Raw genomic sequence first — 17,852 nt, forward strand, 5'->3', positions numbered from 1 at the left:
GGTGAAATATGAAACAAACAATTTTTAATGCCTCGTTAGAGGAAAGTATGAATTTAGTAACAGATCAGTATATCAAAACTTCATTTGAGGATTTCAATGAAAAAGGTTATGAAGGAAAGCTTTTAGGAATTATTACAATGCAATTTATCCTATTCCTAATCTTTCTTTTTAGTATTTGGGTTGATTCTCAAAATCTGCAGTTTTTATTTATGAAAGTAGGCCTCATAAATGGTGCGTTTTTTGGATTAGGATTTGTAGGGTTTGTTGGTTATATAATTGATCTAACCAAAATAAAAAATCAGTCAATACTATCCTATTATTACTTTAATAAATGGGTTGGTTTTATGAATTTTCTTCTTTGTTTGCAAAGTCTAGTAATAGGTATAGCTGGAGCAGGAACGATAATAGGAATGATTTTATCTGGCGCATTATATACGGTTGCTTTTATTTTGTACTTTATTAGACTATTTCAAAATTTTCAGAAGAATACGCTCGAAATTTTGTATCAAGAGTCTACTTACTCAAATAGAGGAGCGGATTTTCTCGACCGTTTTGTTGTATTTGCAAAAAGGTACGGAGGGCTTATCCTATTCCTAATAGTTATTTTCCGTATCTTTTTCCCAAACTCGGATCTTATTCAGCAAAATGATACCTTTCGTTCAATTTTTGTAGCCATTAATCCAATAATATTTGTCCCCTTCCTTTACTTTCAGTATGTTTTAAGTGTGAACAATTTTCAAGGCTACTATCTCAAAAAATATTTGGAAGATTACCGCCAGTTATCTGACTACTCCATAGAAGACTGGTATGGGAAAGAGTCGAAAAGATACAAAGAGTCGCTGGATCAGGAAGTTTAGTCAATGCTGATTTACTCACTCGATTTTTATGGCGATGGTGCCTCCTCTTACAATGTAACCTGAACAAAATAGGAGAAAATAAATGGATAAGATACAAAAAGATATTAATGAAGCACTAGAAACAGCACGAAGATTAAACTTAGTAAAGGCGATTTTTGGACTATCTCTCTATTCTCTTATGGTTATGATTGGGACGTCTTTGCCGATAAGTTTATTTCGAATGGCTAGTGAAGCTGGGTATGACCCAGCTATACCACTGACATCAATGGTTACACAGTTGACATCAGTAGAAAAAGGCCTCATTCCCCCAGATAGTTTCTTTGGTTTCCTATTCTTGCTTTGTTGCGGTCATTTTACTTGTTTTTATATTATTTCTAGAAGAAATCGCATTAAAGCATACTTAATGACTCAGATTTTTCAATTATTTTTGCTCGTAATTTCATATTATAGTTGGTTTATAGCTGCCTTGTATTTAATCCCTCTAGTAGCAGTTCGTATCGTCTACTGGATTGGTTTTGTCTTATCACTGATTTACCTTATCTATATTCTTGTTACTAAGCAGCGTGCCAGAAAGGATTATTTCTCCTCAGAATATTATAAAAAGTTTTTAAATGTGATTTTATTCTTATGGTTGTTGATGTATGGCATCAATCTCTTTACCCATGGGCTTAATCATTTCCTAGCGTACCTCTTGCTTGCTTTGTTGCCAATTTCACCTATTTTATTAGGACTATTTTTGGTATCATTTTTCAAGTCCAACATAGTAACACTAGAGAACTTGAATACAGTCAATAAGAACCAAGAGAAATACCGCGAGGAATATGGCTATACCATCGAAGAATGGTATGGGAAGAAGTCAAAAATGTATAAGGAATATGTGAAGAAGTCTAAGAAGAGATAAAGGTTGATAAACAATATTTCTACTTTCTTTATGACGGAGTTAAAAATTTTGCTTATGGTGCTGTGGACGTGGTAGAATCAGGAGTGGAGTCTATCGGAAAGGGAATCCACCAAGGCTTGGAGACTGTCAAAAGTGTGGGCAAGAATGTTTCTGATTTTTTCAATGGTGGTCTGAAAGCGGCCTCATCCTTGTTTGGATAATAGGAGAGAATAAATGGATAAGATACAAAAAGATATTAATGATGCACTCGATCCAACCCGAAGACTAAACTTAGTAAAGATAATTTTTGTAGCACCTTTATTTTCATTGATGATTATTCTTGGGACTTATTTTCCGATAAGCTTATTTCGAATGGCTAGTGAAGCTGGGTATGACCCAGCTATACCACTGACCTCAATGGTTACACAATTGACTTCAGTGGAAAATAACCTGATTCCCCCAAATAGTTTCTTTGGTTTTCTATTCTTATTTTGTTGGTGTTACTTTATTTGTTGTTATGTCATTACTAAAAGAAATCGTATTAAAGCCTATTTATTGACTCAGGTTCTTCAGTTGATTTTATTTATAATTTTTTATTATAGCTGGTTTATAGCCATCTTGTATTTAATCCCTCTAGTAGCAGTTCGTATCGTTTACTGGATTGGATTTGTCTTATCATTGATTTACCTTATCTATATCCTTGTTACCAAGCAGCGTGCTAGCAAGGATTATTTCTCCTCAGAATATTATAAAAAGTTTCTGAATGTTATTTTGTTCTTATGGTTGTTGATGTATGGCATCAATATCTTTACCCATGGGCTTAATCATTTCCTAGCGTACCTCTTGCTTGCTTTGTTGCCGGCTTCACCTATTTTCTTAGGACTATTTTTGGTATCATTTTTCAAGTCCAATTTAGTAACACTAGAGAACTTGAATACAGTCAATAAAAACCAAGAGAAATACCGTGAGGAATATGGCTATACCATTGAAGAATGGTACGGGAGAAAGTCAAAAATGTACAAGGAACATATTAAGAAGCAACGAGGCATTAGTAAATAAATATCTATGACAAGCTTTCCACCTGGGTGGACTTCAGGTGGTTTTTCTATGCTCTTCTCATACCGATTTGATATTGTAGTATTATATGATGTGAGCAATAAGGATGCACTAACGGATTTTAAAGGTGAAGATTATACTCGAGGGAATCTAGCTAGTGATTGTACTGACCTTTATCAAAATATATCAAGAGGTCGCTTAACAAGCAATCAGCTAACCTTCCCAATATCTATTTCTAACAAAAATTGAGGCTAAGACTTTTTCCTAGCCTCTTTTTGATGGTGCGGATAAGGGAAAGGCAGAAAGACTTCTGTGCGGAGGTTTAGTTCTATGTAGAATTTTTTCAAGGTAAGTATTTCCAAATGATTTTTATTGCATTTGCAACAAAAATCTGTTATACTATCTTCAGAAGGAGGAGATATGTCAATTTTACGTGAGATTGGAATCATTGCTCGGGCTTTGGATTCCATCGCTAATATTGAGTTTCGTGACATAGATTTGGCGCGGGGGCAGTATCTCTATCTGGTGCGGATTGCGGAGAATCCTGGGATTATCCAGGAGGAGCTGTCAGACTTGCTCAAGGTAGATCGCTCGACAGTGGCTCGATCAGTCAAGAAGCTAGAAAGTAAAGGTTTATTGGAACAGCGGCCAGCAGCCAATAACCGCAAGAACAAGGAATGGTTCGTTACCGAGAAGGGGGCAGCACTCTATCCTTTTATCCTAGCGGAAAACGAATATTCGGAGCAGGTTTCGTTGGAAAATTTTTCAGAAAACGAGCGGAAAGAGTTAGAGAAGTTACTGGTTCGCGTCCGAGAGAATATTACCAAGGACTGGGAGCTGGTCAAAAAGGCCAGAAAAGAAATTATTGAGGTAGAACATGAAAATTGTAGTTGAAAATGAGTTTTGGGCTTTGTTTCCAGAAGCTCAGATTAGTGTTTTAGTGGTCAAGGGACTGAATAATAGTGTGGATGAAAGTAAGGATCCTTACTTCAAATCCCTGCTGGAAAAGGGCGCAAAGCGAGCTGCAGACTTTATTCCAGATGAGAATTTCACTCAGAATGAGGTCATTCAGGAGTGGCGGCAGGCTTTCAGCCAATTCAAGACCAAAAAAGGAGCGCGTTCCTCTATCGAAGCCCTACTCAAGCGGGTTAGTCAGGGGCGGGAATTCAACCCAATCAATCCTTTAGTCGATATTTATAATAGTGTTTCCCTCTCTTATGCTGTTCCTTGTGGCGGTGAGGATTTGGACAAGATTGTCGGCGGTCTTTATCTAGGAAAAGCCAAGGGCGGCGAAGCATTTTTCCCACTAGGAGCTGAGACTGATGCACCAGCTTTACCGGAAGAAATCATCTACTATGATGAAGAGGGAGCTGTCTGCCGTTGTCTTAACTGGCGAGAAGCGCAGCGAACCATGCTGACAGAAGAGACCAAGGACGCCATCTTGGTTATCGAGGCCATCAATGGAGAGCAGGCGGAGCGTGCCCAAACAGCTATGACGGAACTTCAGACTCTGATTGAGGACTATTTTGGAGTTAAGGGTGATATTACCCACCTGACAGCTGAAAATCCCAGCTTGGAGGTCTAAAAATAAAAATATCTGGATCAGAAATATCTGGTCCAGATGTTTTTGTTTGGGGAAATAGGCTGCTCTATTCTTATTTTGCCTTGTTTTTAAAGACAAAAATTTTGCTGAAGACATAGTTGAGAACGATAATCAGCACTTGCGCAATGAAAGTTTCAATGGTGTTGACCATCTTAATATCGTTGTGGACGAATTGACCGATAATCTGCGGGAAGCTAGTGACAAAGATAAAGGTTAACAGCAAGTTCAAGGTCATAGTAGCCAGTCGGGCTGTGAAAAATTTGACCAATCGCACTGGCCAGCCCTGTCTCTTTTGCTTGAAAACGATGGTATCGTTGGTCACAAAGGCAAAGAGAATGCCCAGAATATCACCTATTATCGTGGCCGGTAGTTCATTTCCCGTCAGTTCATAGCAGAGCATTCGACTGACAACGGATACGACAGTGGTTGCCACACCAAAGAAGAGGTAGGATAGGACTTCGTTGTCAAAGAATTTTTTAATCAAAGTTTTCATAAGCATAGTCTATCACATTTCTAGGATTTATGCTATACTAGTGAGGTTGTCGATTTGAAGGAGATAGCTTTTCCGTCTGAGGCAATCCTTGGCGCTTAACTTCTTTCGCCAAGCATATTACACGCGCTCATGCGCTAAAGGAGAAAACATGAAACAAGAAAACTTATCAGTTCGTGATTTGACACACATTGCCATTGTTGCTGCTATTTATGTGGCCCTTACGATTACGCCCCCTTTAAATGCTATCAGCTATGGTGCTTACCAGTTCAGAATTTCTGAAATGATGAACTTTATGGCCTTTTACAATCGTAAATACATCCTGGGAGTGACCATCGGCTGTATGATTGCCAATCTCTATAGCTTTGGAATCATTGACGTCTTTGTCGGCGGTTGGTCAACTTTAGTCTTCCTATCATTAGGTGTCTACCTTTTCAGTCGCTATAAGGATCAATACCTGATTAAAGATTTGCTTCGCTTGGATCACTTCTATTTTGCCATTTTCTTCTCAATTTCGATGGTGACGATTGCGGCAGAGTTGTATTTCTTACAGGGCTTGCCATTCTTCCTGACTTGGTTCACAACGGCCATTGGAGAATTTGCTTCTTTGATTGCTGGAGCTATCATTATTAACCAGATCGCTAAAAGGATTGATTTGACAAAATAAGATAGCAGAGAGCGGATTTCCGCTCTTTTTATGTCCTCTTTTTTAGGAAGAATTCGGGACAAATAGAGGAAGATTTTGTGTATTTGTGATAAAATGTCCACACCTTATTCAGCAGTCTTAATTTTATATACAGAGCGAGTCTCGGCTCGCTCTTTTAAATATCAGAAATACATATGACTTTGAATAACTCGCTTCAACTCATCATTTTATGGGTAATTTAAAAAATATATTTTGCAATGATTGTTTCATGCCTAATTAGGTAAATTAGCCATTCTTCGAGCGGTCGTATTTATATTTTCATCGTTTGAGGGAAGATCTTACCGTTTGCAAATTGATGGTTAAGTCGATATATTTTTCCTTCTCAAGTATTTTCCAAATTATTTAATCTTTTTAAAGATAAGAACCACTTTCTAATTAATCAAAGGATACTTCAAATTTCTTCATTCTTGATAATATGAGCAAAACTCCGCAAAATGTTTAAATTTATCATTGTAAAAAATATCGGAAAAACACCATATTATATTGGTATGTATCTGGTGTTGGATGAAATTGACTTTCGAAAACATTAACTATATAATGTCTGTAAACAAGAAATAATGAGGTAACGATATGAATAAAACAGAATTACTGTTACAAAGACTAGATGATATTGGTCAGTCTCTAAAAGATTCTAGACAAGCACTAGCTTTGCTGGCACTTGGTTCTTGCGGAGCAGAAAGAGAACGATTGGATCAGTACTCAGATTTGGACTTCTTTGTTATTGTAAAAGATGGCTACAAGCATGCCTATATCCAGGACCTAACCTGGTTAAGTAAGCTAGAACCAATTGCATTTCACTACCAAAATACAGTGGACGGACATAAAGTTCTATTTGAAGATGATGTTTTTTGTGAATTTGCTGTCTTTGAAGCTCATGAACTAGTAAACATTCCCTTCGCTGAAGGCAAGATTATCTGGAAGGGGGTCGGTTTTGATGGAACAATCTGCCAGCCACAAAGATTGCCATCAAAAGAAAATAGAGACCGTGAATGGCTGTTGGGAGAAATTTTATGCAATCTATATATAGGACTAGGTCGTTATCAACGAGGCGAAAAATTGGCTGCTTATGATTTCATCCAAAACAGATCTGTCAAGCTCTGGACTGAATTAATCAATTTGGAAAAAACTTCTAAATCTGATTTTATAGATATTTTTAACAGCAACAGACGATTTGAAAAAGGTTATCCAAATGAGGCCAAACAATTACTCTACTTTTTGCAAGGTTACGAACGAATCTCTGAATCTGCTCAGGCACTCCTAGAATATCTTGATAAATACTATTCTCTTAACGCATTTATAAAAGAAAAAATTCGCAATTTATTATAATAGGGACTTTCCAAAAAATGACCTAAATTCCAAAAGTTAGTTATCTTTGTCAACTGTAGTGGATTAATGAAATTTTAAAATCTGTAGAGGATAATTGATGTCCTCTCCTTTTTTATGTTCAGAGTGAGAAAGATTCATTTCTTAAAGTTGCCAAAGTTAAAAAATCCAAAGGTTGGTATTTGAATGGTTTAATCAGGGCCTAAAAAGCGCCTTTGAGGTTACTTTTTTAGTTGAGCTTAGAGTTTACTTTAGTTATTGGACTGCTGGGTGAGGTGTGTTATAATAGAAGTATGAAAGAAAGAATGTCAGAATTAGTCAAATTACTTAATCGATACGCCCATGAATACTATACGGCAGACAGGCCAAGTGTATCGGATAGTGAGTATGACAGACTCTATCGTGAGTTAGTGGAGTTAGAAGAAAAGTACCCAACTGATATCCTGCCTGATAGCCCGACCCATCGGGTGGGTGGGAAGATTTTAGAAGGATTTGAAAAATATCCACACCAGTATCCTCTCTTTAGTTTGCAGGATGCTTTTTCACGTGAAGAATTAATGGCTTTTGACCAGCGGATTCGCAAGGAATTTCCACAGGTTTCCTATATTTGTGAACTCAAGATTGATGGGCTTTCTATTTCCCTGACCTATGAAAAGGGAATTTTGGTGGCAGGAGCGACTCGGGGAGATGGCTCTGTTGGTGAAAATATCACGGAAAACCTCAAGCGGGTCAAGGATATTCCACTGACCTTGAAAGAACCGCTAGACATTACGGTTCGCGGAGAGTGCTACATGCCCAAGGCTTCCTTTGATGCGGTCAATCAGCTGCGGCAGGAGAATGGTGAGCCTGAGTTTGCCAATCCGCGAAATGCAGCAGCAGGAACCTTGCGGCAATTGGACACAGCAGTTGTGGCCAAGCGCAATCTAGCAACCTTCCTCTACCAAGAAGCCAGTCCGACTCAGGCTGGCAGCCAAGAAGCAGTTTTGAACAAGCTAGCGGCTTTGGGATTCTCAGTCAATCCGATTCATTTTCTAGCGGATTCGATTGATGGTGTTTGGAAGTTTACCGAAAAGATTGCTCAAGAGCGGGATAGTCTGCCTTATGAGATCGACGGTATTGTTATCAAGGTCAATGACTTGGCGGTGCAAGAGGAGCTTGGCTTTACTGTCAAGGCCCCCAAGTGGGCCATTGCTTATAAGTTTCCAGCTGAGGAAAAGGAAGCCCAGCTTCTGTCTGTTGACTGGACAGTTGGTCGGACGGGAGTTGTGACTCCGACAGCTAATCTGACACCAGTTCAGCTAGCAGGAACGACTGTTAGCCGAGCAACCTTGCACAATGTGGACTATATTGCGGAGAAGGATATTCGTCAGAAAGACACGGTTATCGTCTATAAAGCGGGAGATATTATTCCTGCTGTCTTGCGAGTGGTTGAGTCCAAGCGTGTCTCAGAGGAGACTTTGGAAATACCAAGTCACTGTCCGAGCTGTGAGAGTGAGCTGGTGCATTTCGAGGACGAAGTGGCTTTGCGCTGCATCAATCCGCTCTGTCCAGCTCAGATCAAGGAAGGCTTGATCCACTTTGCCAGTCGAGATGCCATGAATATTACTGGCCTTGGTCCAGCAGTGGTCGAAAAGGTCTTTGATAAGGACTTGGTCAAGGATGTGGCTGGAATTTACCGACTTTCTGTAGAAGATTTACTGACCTTGGACGGCTTTAAGGAAAAATCAGCGAACAAATTGTATACTGCCATTCAAGCTTCCAAGGAAAACTCAGCAGAGAAATTGCTCTTTGGTTTGGGAATCCGTCACGTGGGAAGCAAGGCTAGTCGGATTTTGATGGAGAAATTCCACGATATGATCAAGCTGTCTCAGGCCAGTCAAGAGGAAATTTCTTCTATTGACAGCTTGGGTACGGTTATCGCGCAGAGTCTGCATTCTTACTTTGAGCAGGAAGGCAGTCAGCTTCTCCTACGGGAATTGCAAGAAGCTGGCGTCAACCTAGACTATCTGGGGGAGAAAGTGGGAGCTGATGCCGCTCTCGCTGGCAAAACAGTTGTATTGACCGGAAAATTACAAAAATTAACACGGAATCAAGCTAAAGAAAAATTGCTGAGCTTGGGTGCAAATGTCGCTGGAAGTGTGTCTAAAAAGACAGATTTGGTGGTGGCAGGCAGCGATGCAGGCAGCAAATTGACCAAAGCCCAAGAACTTGGAATCGAGATTCGGGACGAGGACTGGCTAGATAGCTTGTGAGGCTGAGTATGGAAAATAAGATAAAAAAAGCAAGATTGATTTATAACCCAACTTCTGGGCAGGAAATTATCAAAAAAAATATTGCCGAAGTCTTGGATGTTTTGGAAGATGTTGGCTATGAAACCAGTGCCTACCAGACGACTCCAGAGCCTTTCTCTGCTCGGCGAGAAGCTGAAAGGGCAGCCAAGGCTGGTTTTGATTTGGTCATAGCAGCCGGTGGAGACGGTACGATCAATGAAGTAGTGAATGGGGTTGCGGGTCTAGATGTGCGCCCCAAGCTAGCTTTCATCCCAACTGGTACGACCAATGATTATGCGCGTGCCTTGAAAATTCCTATGGGAGATCCAGTGGCTGCAGCTCGAATTATCGAGAAAAATCAGACGATTCAGATGGATATCGGCCGGGCTTATGGTAGCAAATACTTTATCAACATTGCGGCGGCGGGCACACTGACAGAGCTGACTTACAGTGTCCCTAGTGAAGTCAAGACCCGTCTAGGCTATCTGGCTTATGTAGCCGAAGGGGCTAAGATGCTACCGCGCTCTAAATCTCGTAAGGTACGGATTGAGCATGACCATGGTGTTTTTGAGGGCAAGGTTTCGCTTGTCTTTGTGGCCTTGACCAATTCTATCGGAGGCTTTGAAAAACTAGCTCCAGATACCAAACTGGACGATGGAAATTTCACCTTGATTCTTGTAAAAACGGCTAAGTTGTTTGATATGCTTAGTCTCATCATACAGGCGATTAATGGCGGCCAACATGTGACGGATGCCAATGTTGAATATCTGAAAACCAGCCAATTGAAGCTAGAAGTCCTAGATAAAAAAGCACCCTTTATGTTGAATCTGGATGGTGAGTACGGAGGAGATACACCAGTAGAATTGGAAGTTTTGCACAATCATCTGGAGTTTTTTGCCAATATAGATGAAATTGATGAGAGTGCTCTTTCCATAGAATAATTAGAATAAAGAGATGAATGAAAATGTTAGACTATAAGGTCATTGTCCATTACCACAATCCTAAGGGAGATTACTTTTCTTATGACTTGTGGCAGTGGCAGACAGATCAGTGGGGAAAAGAAGCACCTTTTTCCAAACTTGATTATTTTGGTATTCAGGGGGAACTATCTTTTGAAAGTTGGGAGCCTCTTAGTCAGGCTCATGTGATTGTCAAGCGTTCAGACTGGTCCAGCCAATCTTGCGATTATCACATTGACTTATTGCCAGTTTATTTGCCTACAGAGGTGTGGTTGATTGAAGGAGATCATCAGGTCTACTATTCCTTGCAAGCGGCGACGACGAGCCACCAATATTCGCGGCGACGTCCTCATAATTTCGATGTGGCTATGCGCTCAGATTATTTTGACGAATGCTGGGGCTACCAAGGTTGGCTTGGGTATCGTCTGCAGGGCCAGGTAAATGAGTTTAAAGTTTGGGCTCCGACAGCCAAAACAGTTGAATTGCTAGTCTATGAAACTTCCGATAATCAAGCAGCTGTTTATAAAGAATTCCCTATGGAAAAGGGAGAGATTTACTCGCACGATCATGCTAAAAATACAATCGGAGTTTGGTCGGTGGAAGTGCCAGAAGATTTAGCTGGCAAGGCCTACCAGTATCATGTTCATTTTGAAAACCAGCATTTTTTGACGCGTGATCCTTATACAATCGCCACAAGTCCAGATGGCAAGCGCTCAGCTATTGTTGCCGAACGGGACAAGACTGTTGCTGGTTTTAAGGTATGTCAAGGCAAGGAGGCAACCTGGCGTTTAGATAACCCAAACCAGGCGGTCATCTATGAGATGCATATCCGAGATATTAGCAAATCGCCTAGTTCCGGTGTCGCAGAACATTTGCGAGGGACTTTTTTGGGGGCATGTCAAAGCGGCACTAGAAATAGCCAGGGAGACCAGACCACTTTCGATTATATTCGCAATCTAGGTATCAATGTGGTGCAGCTCCAGCCGGTTTCTGACCGACATAAGGACTATGACCAAAATGGCCAAGTTACTTATAACTGGGGCTATGATCCACAGAACTATAATGCACCAGAAACCAGTTTTTCTTCCAATCCAGATGACCCGGGTCAGGCTATCCGAGATTTGAAAACCATGATTCAGGCTTACCACGATGCAGGGATTTCTGTGACCTTGGATGTGGTTTACAATCATATTTATTCCACCTTTGACTCAGCCTTTCAGTCAACGGTTCCCGATTATTACTATCGGATGAATCCCAACGGTTCTTTCCAAAATGGTACTGGAGTCGGCAGTGAGACGGCCAGTGAGCATGAAATGTTTCGCAAATTCATGATTGATTCACTTCGTTACTGGGTAGAAGAATTTAATGTGGATGGCTTCCGCTTTGATTTGATGGGAATCCATGATGTCACCACCATGAATATCATCCGAGAAGAAATGGATAAAATTGATCCACGGATTTTGCTTTATGGTGAAGGCTGGGACATGGGAACGGGCCTGATGCCAGAGGACAAGGCTAAGAAAGACAATGCTTATCAACTGCCACGAATCGGCTTTTTCAATGATACCCAGCGCGATGCGATAAAGGGTGCTGAAGTCTATGGTGGGCTGAAAGCTGGTTATGTGAGCGGACAAGCGACTGAGGATATCATAGCCAAAGCCATTCTGGGTAGCAGTGAGTTAGGCTCCTATTTGACACCAACTCAGGTTCTTAATTATGTGGAGGCGCATGATAATTTCAACCTGCATGACTTGCTGGTTGACTTGCACCCAGATGATGATGAGGTCATTCGGACGAAAAGAATTGAGCTGGCAACAGCTATGAACTTGCTCATGCAGGGAATGGCATTTATGGAATTGGGACAAGAATTTTCCCGCACGAAACTAGTAGGAACAGGCGAAGAGGGCCAAGTCCTGCCAAGCGACCGTGACAGAGCCATGAATAGCTACAATGCTCCCGATGCAGTCAACCAAGTGAATTGGGAATGGATTAGTCAACATCAGGAGAGTATTGATTATATCAAGCAGATTATTCACTTAAAAACAAGTCAGAAGGAATTTTCTTATCAAACCTATGAAGAGATTTACAAACATGTCTTTGTAAGAGAAGCCTTTGCTGGCAGTGGTATCGTCATTTTTGAGATTAAAGATGAAAAACATTATGAAATCATTTTTAATGCAAGTGGCCTGCCATATTACCTTGAGAATGCGGATCACCTACGTTTATTAGTCGGCAACAGCCGCCATAAGAGACCCTTCTATGTTGAAAATCTGACCGCTTCCGTTTTTGAAGTGATTAGATAAGATTGAATAAAAATAAGAAAAGATTGAAGATGGGCTTTGTGGCTCACCTCTTCAATCTTTTTTTGTGCTTCAAAAATAAAAAACTCTCCCCAAAACATTTTTCAATCCTTTAGGAAGAGTTGAGTAGTATCCTAGATTAGGGACTGGCACTTGAACTGGAGGAGCTAGAAGAGCTAGAAGATTCTCCGCTAGTTCCCTCTTCGCTGCTAGTGCTAGAGTGAAATTGTTCTGGGTGAAGTGCTCGATAACTTGGTGAATTAAAGAGATCCACAGAAGACACACCGCCACGTTTTGAATAAAGGCTAGTCGATTGGTCACCTTTTTCTTTCTCAATGGCCTTGAGGGCTTTCAAAGAGTTGATGTAGTTGTAATCATCAGGATTGACTTTGCCTAGGTTATTGCCCGTATAAAAGCGGAATAGATCCCCCGTCTGAATAGCATCGCTCATCTTCAGCTGTGTATTTGCGGCTGTTCGGATAGCTTCTAGTTCAGCTGTTGTTGACTCGTCTGGCAGAGTGATCTCCTCACCAGTTTGTGTGTTGTAAATGCGGCCGCTATAACTTGTATATTTTGGTGTTACAAAGTTATTGGTTGATCGGAAAGCCACGATTTGCTGGTGCTGAGGTGAGAGGAGGTCTTGCCCAACTTGGAGGTAATTTTTGGAGTCAATTCCCAATAAATGCTCCAAGGTTGGCAGCATATCGATTTGTCCGCCAAAGGTATCGATGATTTTTCCCTTTTCCATTCCAGGTATCACGACCATGTATGGCACTCTCTGTAACATAGCATTGTCATAGCTAGACCATGTCTCAGAATTTTTATTGATCAAAGGCGCCAGAGCTGGATTACGAGAATTAGAAATTCCATAGTGGTCGCCGTAAAGGACAATAATTGAATTTTCATACAGTCCAGCTTCTTTTAGGTAGTCAAAGAAGGCTTTGACAGCTGAGTCGAGGTAGTTTGCTGTTGCAAAATAGCCATTGATGGTTTCGTCTTTGGTATCTGCCAGTGGGAAACCAATCTCATCGCCAATCAAGCTGGTCGTATAAGGATAGTGATTAGAGACGGTGATGTATTTGGCATAGAAAGGCTGCTGCAAATGTTCCAGATACTTGATGGAATCTTTGAACATAATTTTATCGTTCAAGCCATACTGGAAGGAGTTGGTCTCATCTTGCTTGGTAAAGTAAGATGCATCGAAGAAATAATTATAGCCCCATTGCTTATAGGCAGTGTTGCGATTCCAGAAGCTACCTGTATTTCCATGGAAAACAGCAGATGTGTAGTCTCCATTTTTTGATAGGATAAAAGGTGCTGCTTGTTGGGTATTAGTACCGCCATAGTTTACCATGAAGGAGCCTTGGTTGAGACCAAAGAGACCTGTTTCAATCATGGTCTCAGCATCGGAAGTCTTTCCAGCCTTAACCTGATTAAAGATATTTGAAAAAGCTAAAGTTGAGTTGGAGTGGTAAAGGGAGTTGAGGAAAGGCGTAACTTCATATTCCTTTCCCTCTATCTGCAGTTTATAATCAATCAGAAACTGCTGGAAGCTTTCTAGATGGACATAGATAACATTGCGACCTTTGGCAATGCCGTAGTATTCAGAGTTTGGCTCGGCATAGTGGGATTGGATATATTGTTCAACAGGCTCTAGATCCTTGGCAGAGGCTTTGGAACGCTCTTTATTAGCAGCATAGGTTTGATTAGCACTGTAGCCGAGAAAGGCAGGAAGACCAAGAGCGCGAACGACATAGTAATTTGAAAATCCGCGTGTCAGGAGCTCAGGACGATCAATTTCTGCTAGGAAAAGATTGGCCGAAAAGAGCATCGCTGATAGGGACGTTACAGCAAAGCTGGCGCGGAAATTAAACCTACGATGATCCAAGCGGATATATTTTTTATAAAAAAGCCAGCCTAGAATTGGGAAATCAATGATATAGATAGCATCCCAAGGGCGGAAGAGCTCCATGGCTGCGGCTCCGAGACCTGCAGACACCTTACTGGAGGCCAACATAGTATTGACTGTCACAAAGTCGGTAAACTCACGGTAGTAGATGGAGTTTGAGACCAACCAGACAAAGAGCATGATGTAGATAGCCGTGCTGACACAATAAAAAAGCTTAGTCGGCTTGATATAAAGAGCGAGTCCAATCAGTAAAAGTCCAATTGGGAAAGGGTTAATCAGAGCCAGAAAAATTTGATAGGCTCCTTGGATATCTAAATTAAAATCAACGGTATAAGCCCACATGGTTTTTAACCAATAAATCGTGAGCAAGCTCAAGACGAAACCGAGCCTTGTACTCATAAAATTGAGTAAATTCTTGGTTATTTTTTTCACAGAAAGATACTTCCTTGTCTTATTTCCTAAAAATTCTCTTTTTCTAAGTATATCACAATTTTTCAAGTTGAGGAAAAATTGAGGTGATTTAGTGTTTAGTTTATTTTATTTGTAAAGTAATTTAATAAGGGCAATTATTTCCTAGCTTCAATATTGTTCGCAAACATACCTAAGATTAGACAGGATTTGTTTCATGATAGATAGTGGAAAGTGTGAGTAGGGGAAGCTTACTCAAAAGCCGCCTGATAAAATAAATATTTAATATATAAAATGTTGGAAATTTCTTCTACTAAAACAAGTAATATGTGAAAATAATAAATATGCTTTGAGAATTTTCACAATATTTGGTATAATAATGCTTATGAAGAAACTTACTGTTAATAAACAGACAGAGGAAAAGTTGAGAAAAGGGATTTTAGTTCTAGATAAGAATGATTTTCCAACTCTTTCATTCACCGATCAATGTGTGGAATTGCATAGTCAGCAGGGGAAGTTCTTGGGAACAGCTTATCTCTCCTTACAAAATAAGGGACTTGGCTGGCTGATTTCCCATGCCAAGGTAGAGCTGAACTCAGCCTTCTTTCAACATTTGTTTGAAAAAGCTAAAGACAAGCGTTTCTATTACCGTCATGCGGAGGATACGACAGCCTATCGCCTGTTTAACCAAGAAGGTGACGGTTTTGGCGGTTTTACAGTTGATGTCTACGAGAAATATGCCGTTTTCTCTTGGTACAATTCCTTTGTTTTTTTAATCAAGGATCAGATAGTGGATGCTTTCCAGCAGGTATTTCCTGAGGTCGTTGGAGCTTACGAGAAGATTCGCTTCAAGGGCTTGGACTATGAGTCTGCCCATCTCTACGGAGCTGAAGCGCCAGCCTATTTTACGGTTTTAGAGAATGGCGTGCGCTATCAAGTCTTCATGAATGATGGCCTGATGACTGGGATTTTTCTAGACCAGCATGAGGTGCGGGGGAGTCTGGTTGACGGCTTAGCTAGCGGAAAAAGCCTGCTCAATATGTTTTCTTATACAGCGGCTTTCTCGGTGGCAGCTGCCATGGGCGGTGCCAGCCAAACAACTTCGGTGGATTTGGCTAAGCGTAGTCGTGAGCTTTCCCAGGCACATTTTGAAGCCAATGGTTTAGATTTAGAGCCCCATCGTTTCGTGGTCATGGATGTCTTTGATTATTTCAAATACGCCAAGCGTCACGAGTTGAAGTATGATGTGATTGTCTTAGATCCGCCGAGCTTTGCTCGCAATAAAAAGCAGACCTTCTCTGTTGCGAAAGATTACCATCGTTTGGTTGCTCAGGCCTTGGAAATCTTGAGTCCAAAAGGAACATTGATTCTCTCGACCAACGCAGCTAATGTTTCTAAAAGTAAGTTTAAAAAAGAAATTGAAAAAGGATTTGCAGGAGTCCCTCACCGCTATCTAGCGGAATATGGTCTACCAGCAGACTTTGTATACAATAAGAAAGATGAGAATAGTAACTACCTCAAGGTATTTACAATTAAGGTGGACAAATGAAATTAGTCGTTTCAATCATGCCCAGAAGTTTAGAAGAGGCTAAAGCAATTGATGTGAGTCGTTATGATGATGCTGATATTATCGAATGGCGCGCGGACTTTTTGCCGAAAGAGAGCATTCTCAACGTTGCTCCTGCTATTTTCGAGAAATTTGCTGGTCGTGAATTGCTCTTCACGCTGCGAAGTCGCGGAGAAGGTGGCGAAATTGATCTGTCAGATGATGAATATGTTGCTCTTATCAAAGAAGTAGCCAATTTTTATTCGCCAGACTATGTTGATTTTGAATACTATTCGCATAAGGAAAAATTCGAAGAAATGCTCGAGTTTCCAAATTTAGTTCTCAGTTATCATAATTTCGAGGAAACGCCTGAAAATATGATGGAAATTTTGTCAGAATTGACGAGTTTGGCACCCAAAGTGGTCAAAGTTTCTGTCATGGCGCATAATGAGCAGGATGTCCTGGATCTGATGAACTATACTCGTGGATTTAAGATTTTGAACCCTGAACAAGAGTATGTGACCATTTCTATGGGGAAAGTCGGAAAGATTTCTCGCTTAGCTGCAGATTTGACAGGTTCGAGCTGGTCTTTTGCTAGTGTTGAGCAGCCGAGTGCACCAGGTCAGGTTTCCCTAGCAAACATGAAGGTTGTGCGGGAGATTTTAAATGAAAATTAATGGCCATACTCGTCTAGCAGCAGTGGTTGCTAAGCCGATTAAGCATAGTATTTCACCATTTATTCATAATACTGCCTTTGAGAAGACTGCTGTCAATGGTGTCTACCTTGCTTGGGAAATTGAAGCAGAGGATTTAGAAGCGACCGTTGCTAATATCCGAAGGTATGATATGTTTGGGATAAATTTGTCAATGCCCTACAAGCAGGAGGTCATCCAGTATCTTGATGAATTGGCTCCCAGTGCCCGTCTTATCGGAGCTGTGAATACAGTGGTGAATAAAAATGGTACATTGATAGGATATAATACGGATGGCAAGGGATTTTTTAAGAGCTTGCCGTCTTTTGCTATTCAGGGCAAAAAAATGACCATTTTAGGTGCTGGAGGAGCCGCGACAGCTATTATCGCTCAAGCTGCTTTGGATCAAGCGGAAGAAATCTTTGTCTTTACTCGGCATGCTTCCTATGATAAGACCGTCAGCAAGATGGTAGCAATCAGTCGCCAAACTAAGAGCAGGATTCAGGTGTTGAGCTTGGAAGACTCAGCTCTTCTGCAGGAGAAAATTAACCAATCAGACCTGTTGGTCAATGGAACAAGTGTGGGTATGGATGGCATCAACATGCCACTGCCTGAACAGATTGAGCTATCGAGACAGATTTTAGTTGCGGATGTGATTTACAAACCTTTTGAAACACCTTTTTTAAAGTGGGCTCGAAGTCAGAAGGTAGAGGCAGTGAATGGTCTAGGTATGTTGCTTTATCAGGCAGCAGAAGCTTTCGAGCTTTGGACAGGCCAATCTATGCCCTGTCAAGAAATTTGGCAGCAGCTAGAAGCTCTGTATAAATAGTCAATCTTACTCAGCTGCTCTATA

15 protein-coding genes and 1 riboswitch are annotated in these 17,852 nt (G+C 40.8%); of the genes, 13 read left to right on the forward strand and 2 right to left on the reverse strand.

Going from position 1 to position 17,852, the window contains the following annotated elements; genetic code table 11:
- Positions 1–8 precede the first annotated feature (8 nt).
- The 5 genes from FZ941_RS00085 to FZ941_RS00105 all read left to right on the forward strand — a co-directional run bounded on the left by FZ941_RS00085 (position 9) and on the right by FZ941_RS00105 (position 4,378).
- A complete protein-coding gene (locus FZ941_RS00085) occupies positions 9–857 on the forward strand; it encodes a hypothetical protein (RefSeq protein ID WP_148886360.1) in 849 nt (282 codons plus the stop codon).
- An 82-nt stretch (positions 858–939) separates the two neighbouring features.
- Entirely contained in the window at positions 940–1,758 is an 819-nt protein-coding gene (locus FZ941_RS00090) for a hypothetical protein (RefSeq protein WP_148886361.1), read from the forward strand.
- 213 nt (positions 1,759–1,971) lie between these two features.
- Entirely contained in the window at positions 1,972–2,796 is an 825-nt protein-coding gene (locus FZ941_RS00095) for a hypothetical protein (protein WP_148886362.1), read from the forward strand.
- Between the two features lie 417 nt (positions 2,797–3,213).
- Positions 3,214–3,687 carry a MarR family winged helix-turn-helix transcriptional regulator gene (locus FZ941_RS00100; protein WP_148886363.1) on the forward strand — a complete coding sequence of 158 codons (474 nt, stop codon included), beginning with the start codon at positions 3,214–3,216 and terminating at the stop codon, positions 3,685–3,687.
- Positions 3,671–4,378, forward strand: coding sequence for a B3/4 domain-containing protein (locus FZ941_RS00105; protein ID WP_148886364.1), 708 nt, complete (start codon positions 3,671–3,673; stop codon positions 4,376–4,378). The genes FZ941_RS00100 and FZ941_RS00105 overlap by 17 nt, the downstream gene beginning before the upstream one ends.
- A 70-nt stretch (positions 4,379–4,448) precedes the next feature.
- Here the strand turns inward: FZ941_RS00105 and FZ941_RS00110 are convergent, their stop codons facing one another.
- The gene (locus FZ941_RS00110) at positions 4,449–4,889 is read right to left on the reverse strand and encodes a GtrA family protein (protein WP_148886859.1); all 441 of its coding nucleotides are present in this window, start codon (positions 4,887–4,889) and stop codon (positions 4,449–4,451) included.
- Positions 4,890–4,917: 28 nt separating this feature from the next.
- Positions 4,918–5,040: riboswitch (PreQ1 riboswitch) on the forward strand.
- Between FZ941_RS00110 and FZ941_RS00115 the strand changes: the two genes are divergently transcribed.
- The 5 genes from FZ941_RS00115 to pulA all read left to right on the forward strand — a co-directional run bounded on the left by FZ941_RS00115 (position 5,038) and on the right by pulA (position 12,447).
- Entirely contained in the window at positions 5,038–5,553 is a 516-nt protein-coding gene (locus tag FZ941_RS00115) for a QueT transporter family protein (RefSeq protein WP_148886365.1), read from the forward strand. (Overlaps the previous riboswitch by 3 nt.)
- 609 nt (positions 5,554–6,162) lie before the next feature.
- The gene (locus FZ941_RS00120) at positions 6,163–6,918 is read left to right on the forward strand and encodes a hypothetical protein (RefSeq protein WP_148886366.1); all 756 of its coding nucleotides are present in this window, start codon (positions 6,163–6,165) and stop codon (positions 6,916–6,918) included.
- A 290-nt stretch (positions 6,919–7,208) separates the two neighbouring features.
- Positions 7,209–9,167: an NAD-dependent DNA ligase LigA gene (ligA, locus tag FZ941_RS00125; RefSeq protein WP_148886367.1), complete on the forward strand. Its 1,959-nt coding sequence runs from the start codon at positions 7,209–7,211 to the stop codon at positions 9,165–9,167.
- 8 nt (positions 9,168–9,175) lie between these two features.
- Positions 9,176–10,126 (forward strand): diacylglycerol kinase family lipid kinase, encoded by a 951-nt coding sequence (locus FZ941_RS00130; protein ID WP_125382596.1) that lies wholly within the window; start codon positions 9,176–9,178, stop codon positions 10,124–10,126.
- A 23-nt stretch (positions 10,127–10,149) separates the two neighbouring features.
- Positions 10,150–12,447, forward strand: a complete 2,298-nt coding sequence (pulA, locus tag FZ941_RS00135) for a type I pullulanase (protein WP_148886860.1) — start codon at positions 10,150–10,152, stop codon at positions 12,445–12,447.
- Between the two features lie 136 nt (positions 12,448–12,583).
- Here the strand turns inward: pulA and FZ941_RS00140 are convergent, their stop codons facing one another.
- The gene (locus FZ941_RS00140) at positions 12,584–14,785 is read right to left on the reverse strand and encodes an LTA synthase family protein (protein ID WP_148886368.1); all 2,202 of its coding nucleotides are present in this window, start codon (positions 14,783–14,785) and stop codon (positions 12,584–12,586) included.
- A gap of 361 nt (positions 14,786–15,146) precedes the next feature.
- Between FZ941_RS00140 and FZ941_RS00145 the strand changes: the two genes are divergently transcribed.
- Genes FZ941_RS00145 through FZ941_RS00155 form a run of 3 tightly spaced genes read left to right on the forward strand, consistent with a single transcriptional unit; the run spans position 15,147 to position 17,828 of the window.
- The gene (locus FZ941_RS00145; RefSeq protein WP_148886369.1) at positions 15,147–16,310 is read left to right on the forward strand and encodes a class I SAM-dependent rRNA methyltransferase; all 1,164 of its coding nucleotides are present in this window, start codon (positions 15,147–15,149) and stop codon (positions 16,308–16,310) included.
- Complete coding sequence (aroD, locus tag FZ941_RS00150) at positions 16,307–16,984, forward strand: type I 3-dehydroquinate dehydratase (RefSeq protein ID WP_148886370.1); 678 nt, start codon at positions 16,307–16,309, stop codon at positions 16,982–16,984. Before FZ941_RS00145 ends, aroD begins: the two co-directional genes overlap by 4 nt.
- Positions 16,974–17,828: a shikimate dehydrogenase gene (locus FZ941_RS00155; protein WP_148886371.1), complete on the forward strand. Its 855-nt coding sequence runs from the start codon at positions 16,974–16,976 to the stop codon at positions 17,826–17,828. The genes aroD and FZ941_RS00155 overlap by 11 nt, the downstream gene beginning before the upstream one ends.
- Positions 17,829–17,852: the final 24 nt, after the last annotated feature.

Origin of the sequence: Streptococcus sp. Marseille-P6264, from assembly GCF_902460355.1 — a bacterium.
Taxonomy (GTDB): Bacteria; Bacillota; Bacilli; order Lactobacillales; family Streptococcaceae; genus Streptococcus.

Bases quoted from the DNA above. Each gene is read 5' to 3' on its own strand.
- FZ941_RS00085 (WP_148886360.1), top strand. From the start codon at position 9: ATGAAACAAACAATTTTTAATGCCTCGTTAGAGGAAAGTATGAATTTA.
- FZ941_RS00090 (WP_148886361.1), top strand. From the start codon at position 940: ATGGATAAGATACAAAAAGATATTAATGAAGCACTAGAAACAGCACGA.
- FZ941_RS00095 (WP_148886362.1), top strand. From the start codon at position 1,972: ATGGATAAGATACAAAAAGATATTAATGATGCACTCGATCCAACCCGA.
- FZ941_RS00100 (WP_148886363.1), top strand. From the start codon at position 3,214: ATGTCAATTTTACGTGAGATTGGAATCATTGCTCGGGCTTTGGATTCC.
- FZ941_RS00105 (WP_148886364.1), top strand. From the start codon at position 3,671: ATGAAAATTGTAGTTGAAAATGAGTTTTGGGCTTTGTTTCCAGAAGCT.
- FZ941_RS00110 (WP_148886859.1), bottom strand. From the start codon at position 4,889: ATGAAAACTTTGATTAAAAAATTCTTTGACAACGAAGTCCTATCCTAC.
- FZ941_RS00115 (WP_148886365.1), top strand. From the start codon at position 5,038: ATGAAACAAGAAAACTTATCAGTTCGTGATTTGACACACATTGCCATT.
- FZ941_RS00120 (WP_148886366.1), top strand. From the start codon at position 6,163: ATGAATAAAACAGAATTACTGTTACAAAGACTAGATGATATTGGTCAG.
- ligA (WP_148886367.1), top strand. From the start codon at position 7,209: ATGAAAGAAAGAATGTCAGAATTAGTCAAATTACTTAATCGATACGCC.
- FZ941_RS00130 (WP_125382596.1), top strand. From the start codon at position 9,176: ATGGAAAATAAGATAAAAAAAGCAAGATTGATTTATAACCCAACTTCT.
- pulA (WP_148886860.1), top strand. From the start codon at position 10,150: ATGTTAGACTATAAGGTCATTGTCCATTACCACAATCCTAAGGGAGAT.
- FZ941_RS00145 (WP_148886369.1), top strand. From the start codon at position 15,147: ATGAAGAAACTTACTGTTAATAAACAGACAGAGGAAAAGTTGAGAAAA.
- aroD (WP_148886370.1), top strand. From the start codon at position 16,307: ATGAAATTAGTCGTTTCAATCATGCCCAGAAGTTTAGAAGAGGCTAAA.
- FZ941_RS00155 (WP_148886371.1), top strand. From the start codon at position 16,974: ATGAAAATTAATGGCCATACTCGTCTAGCAGCAGTGGTTGCTAAGCCG.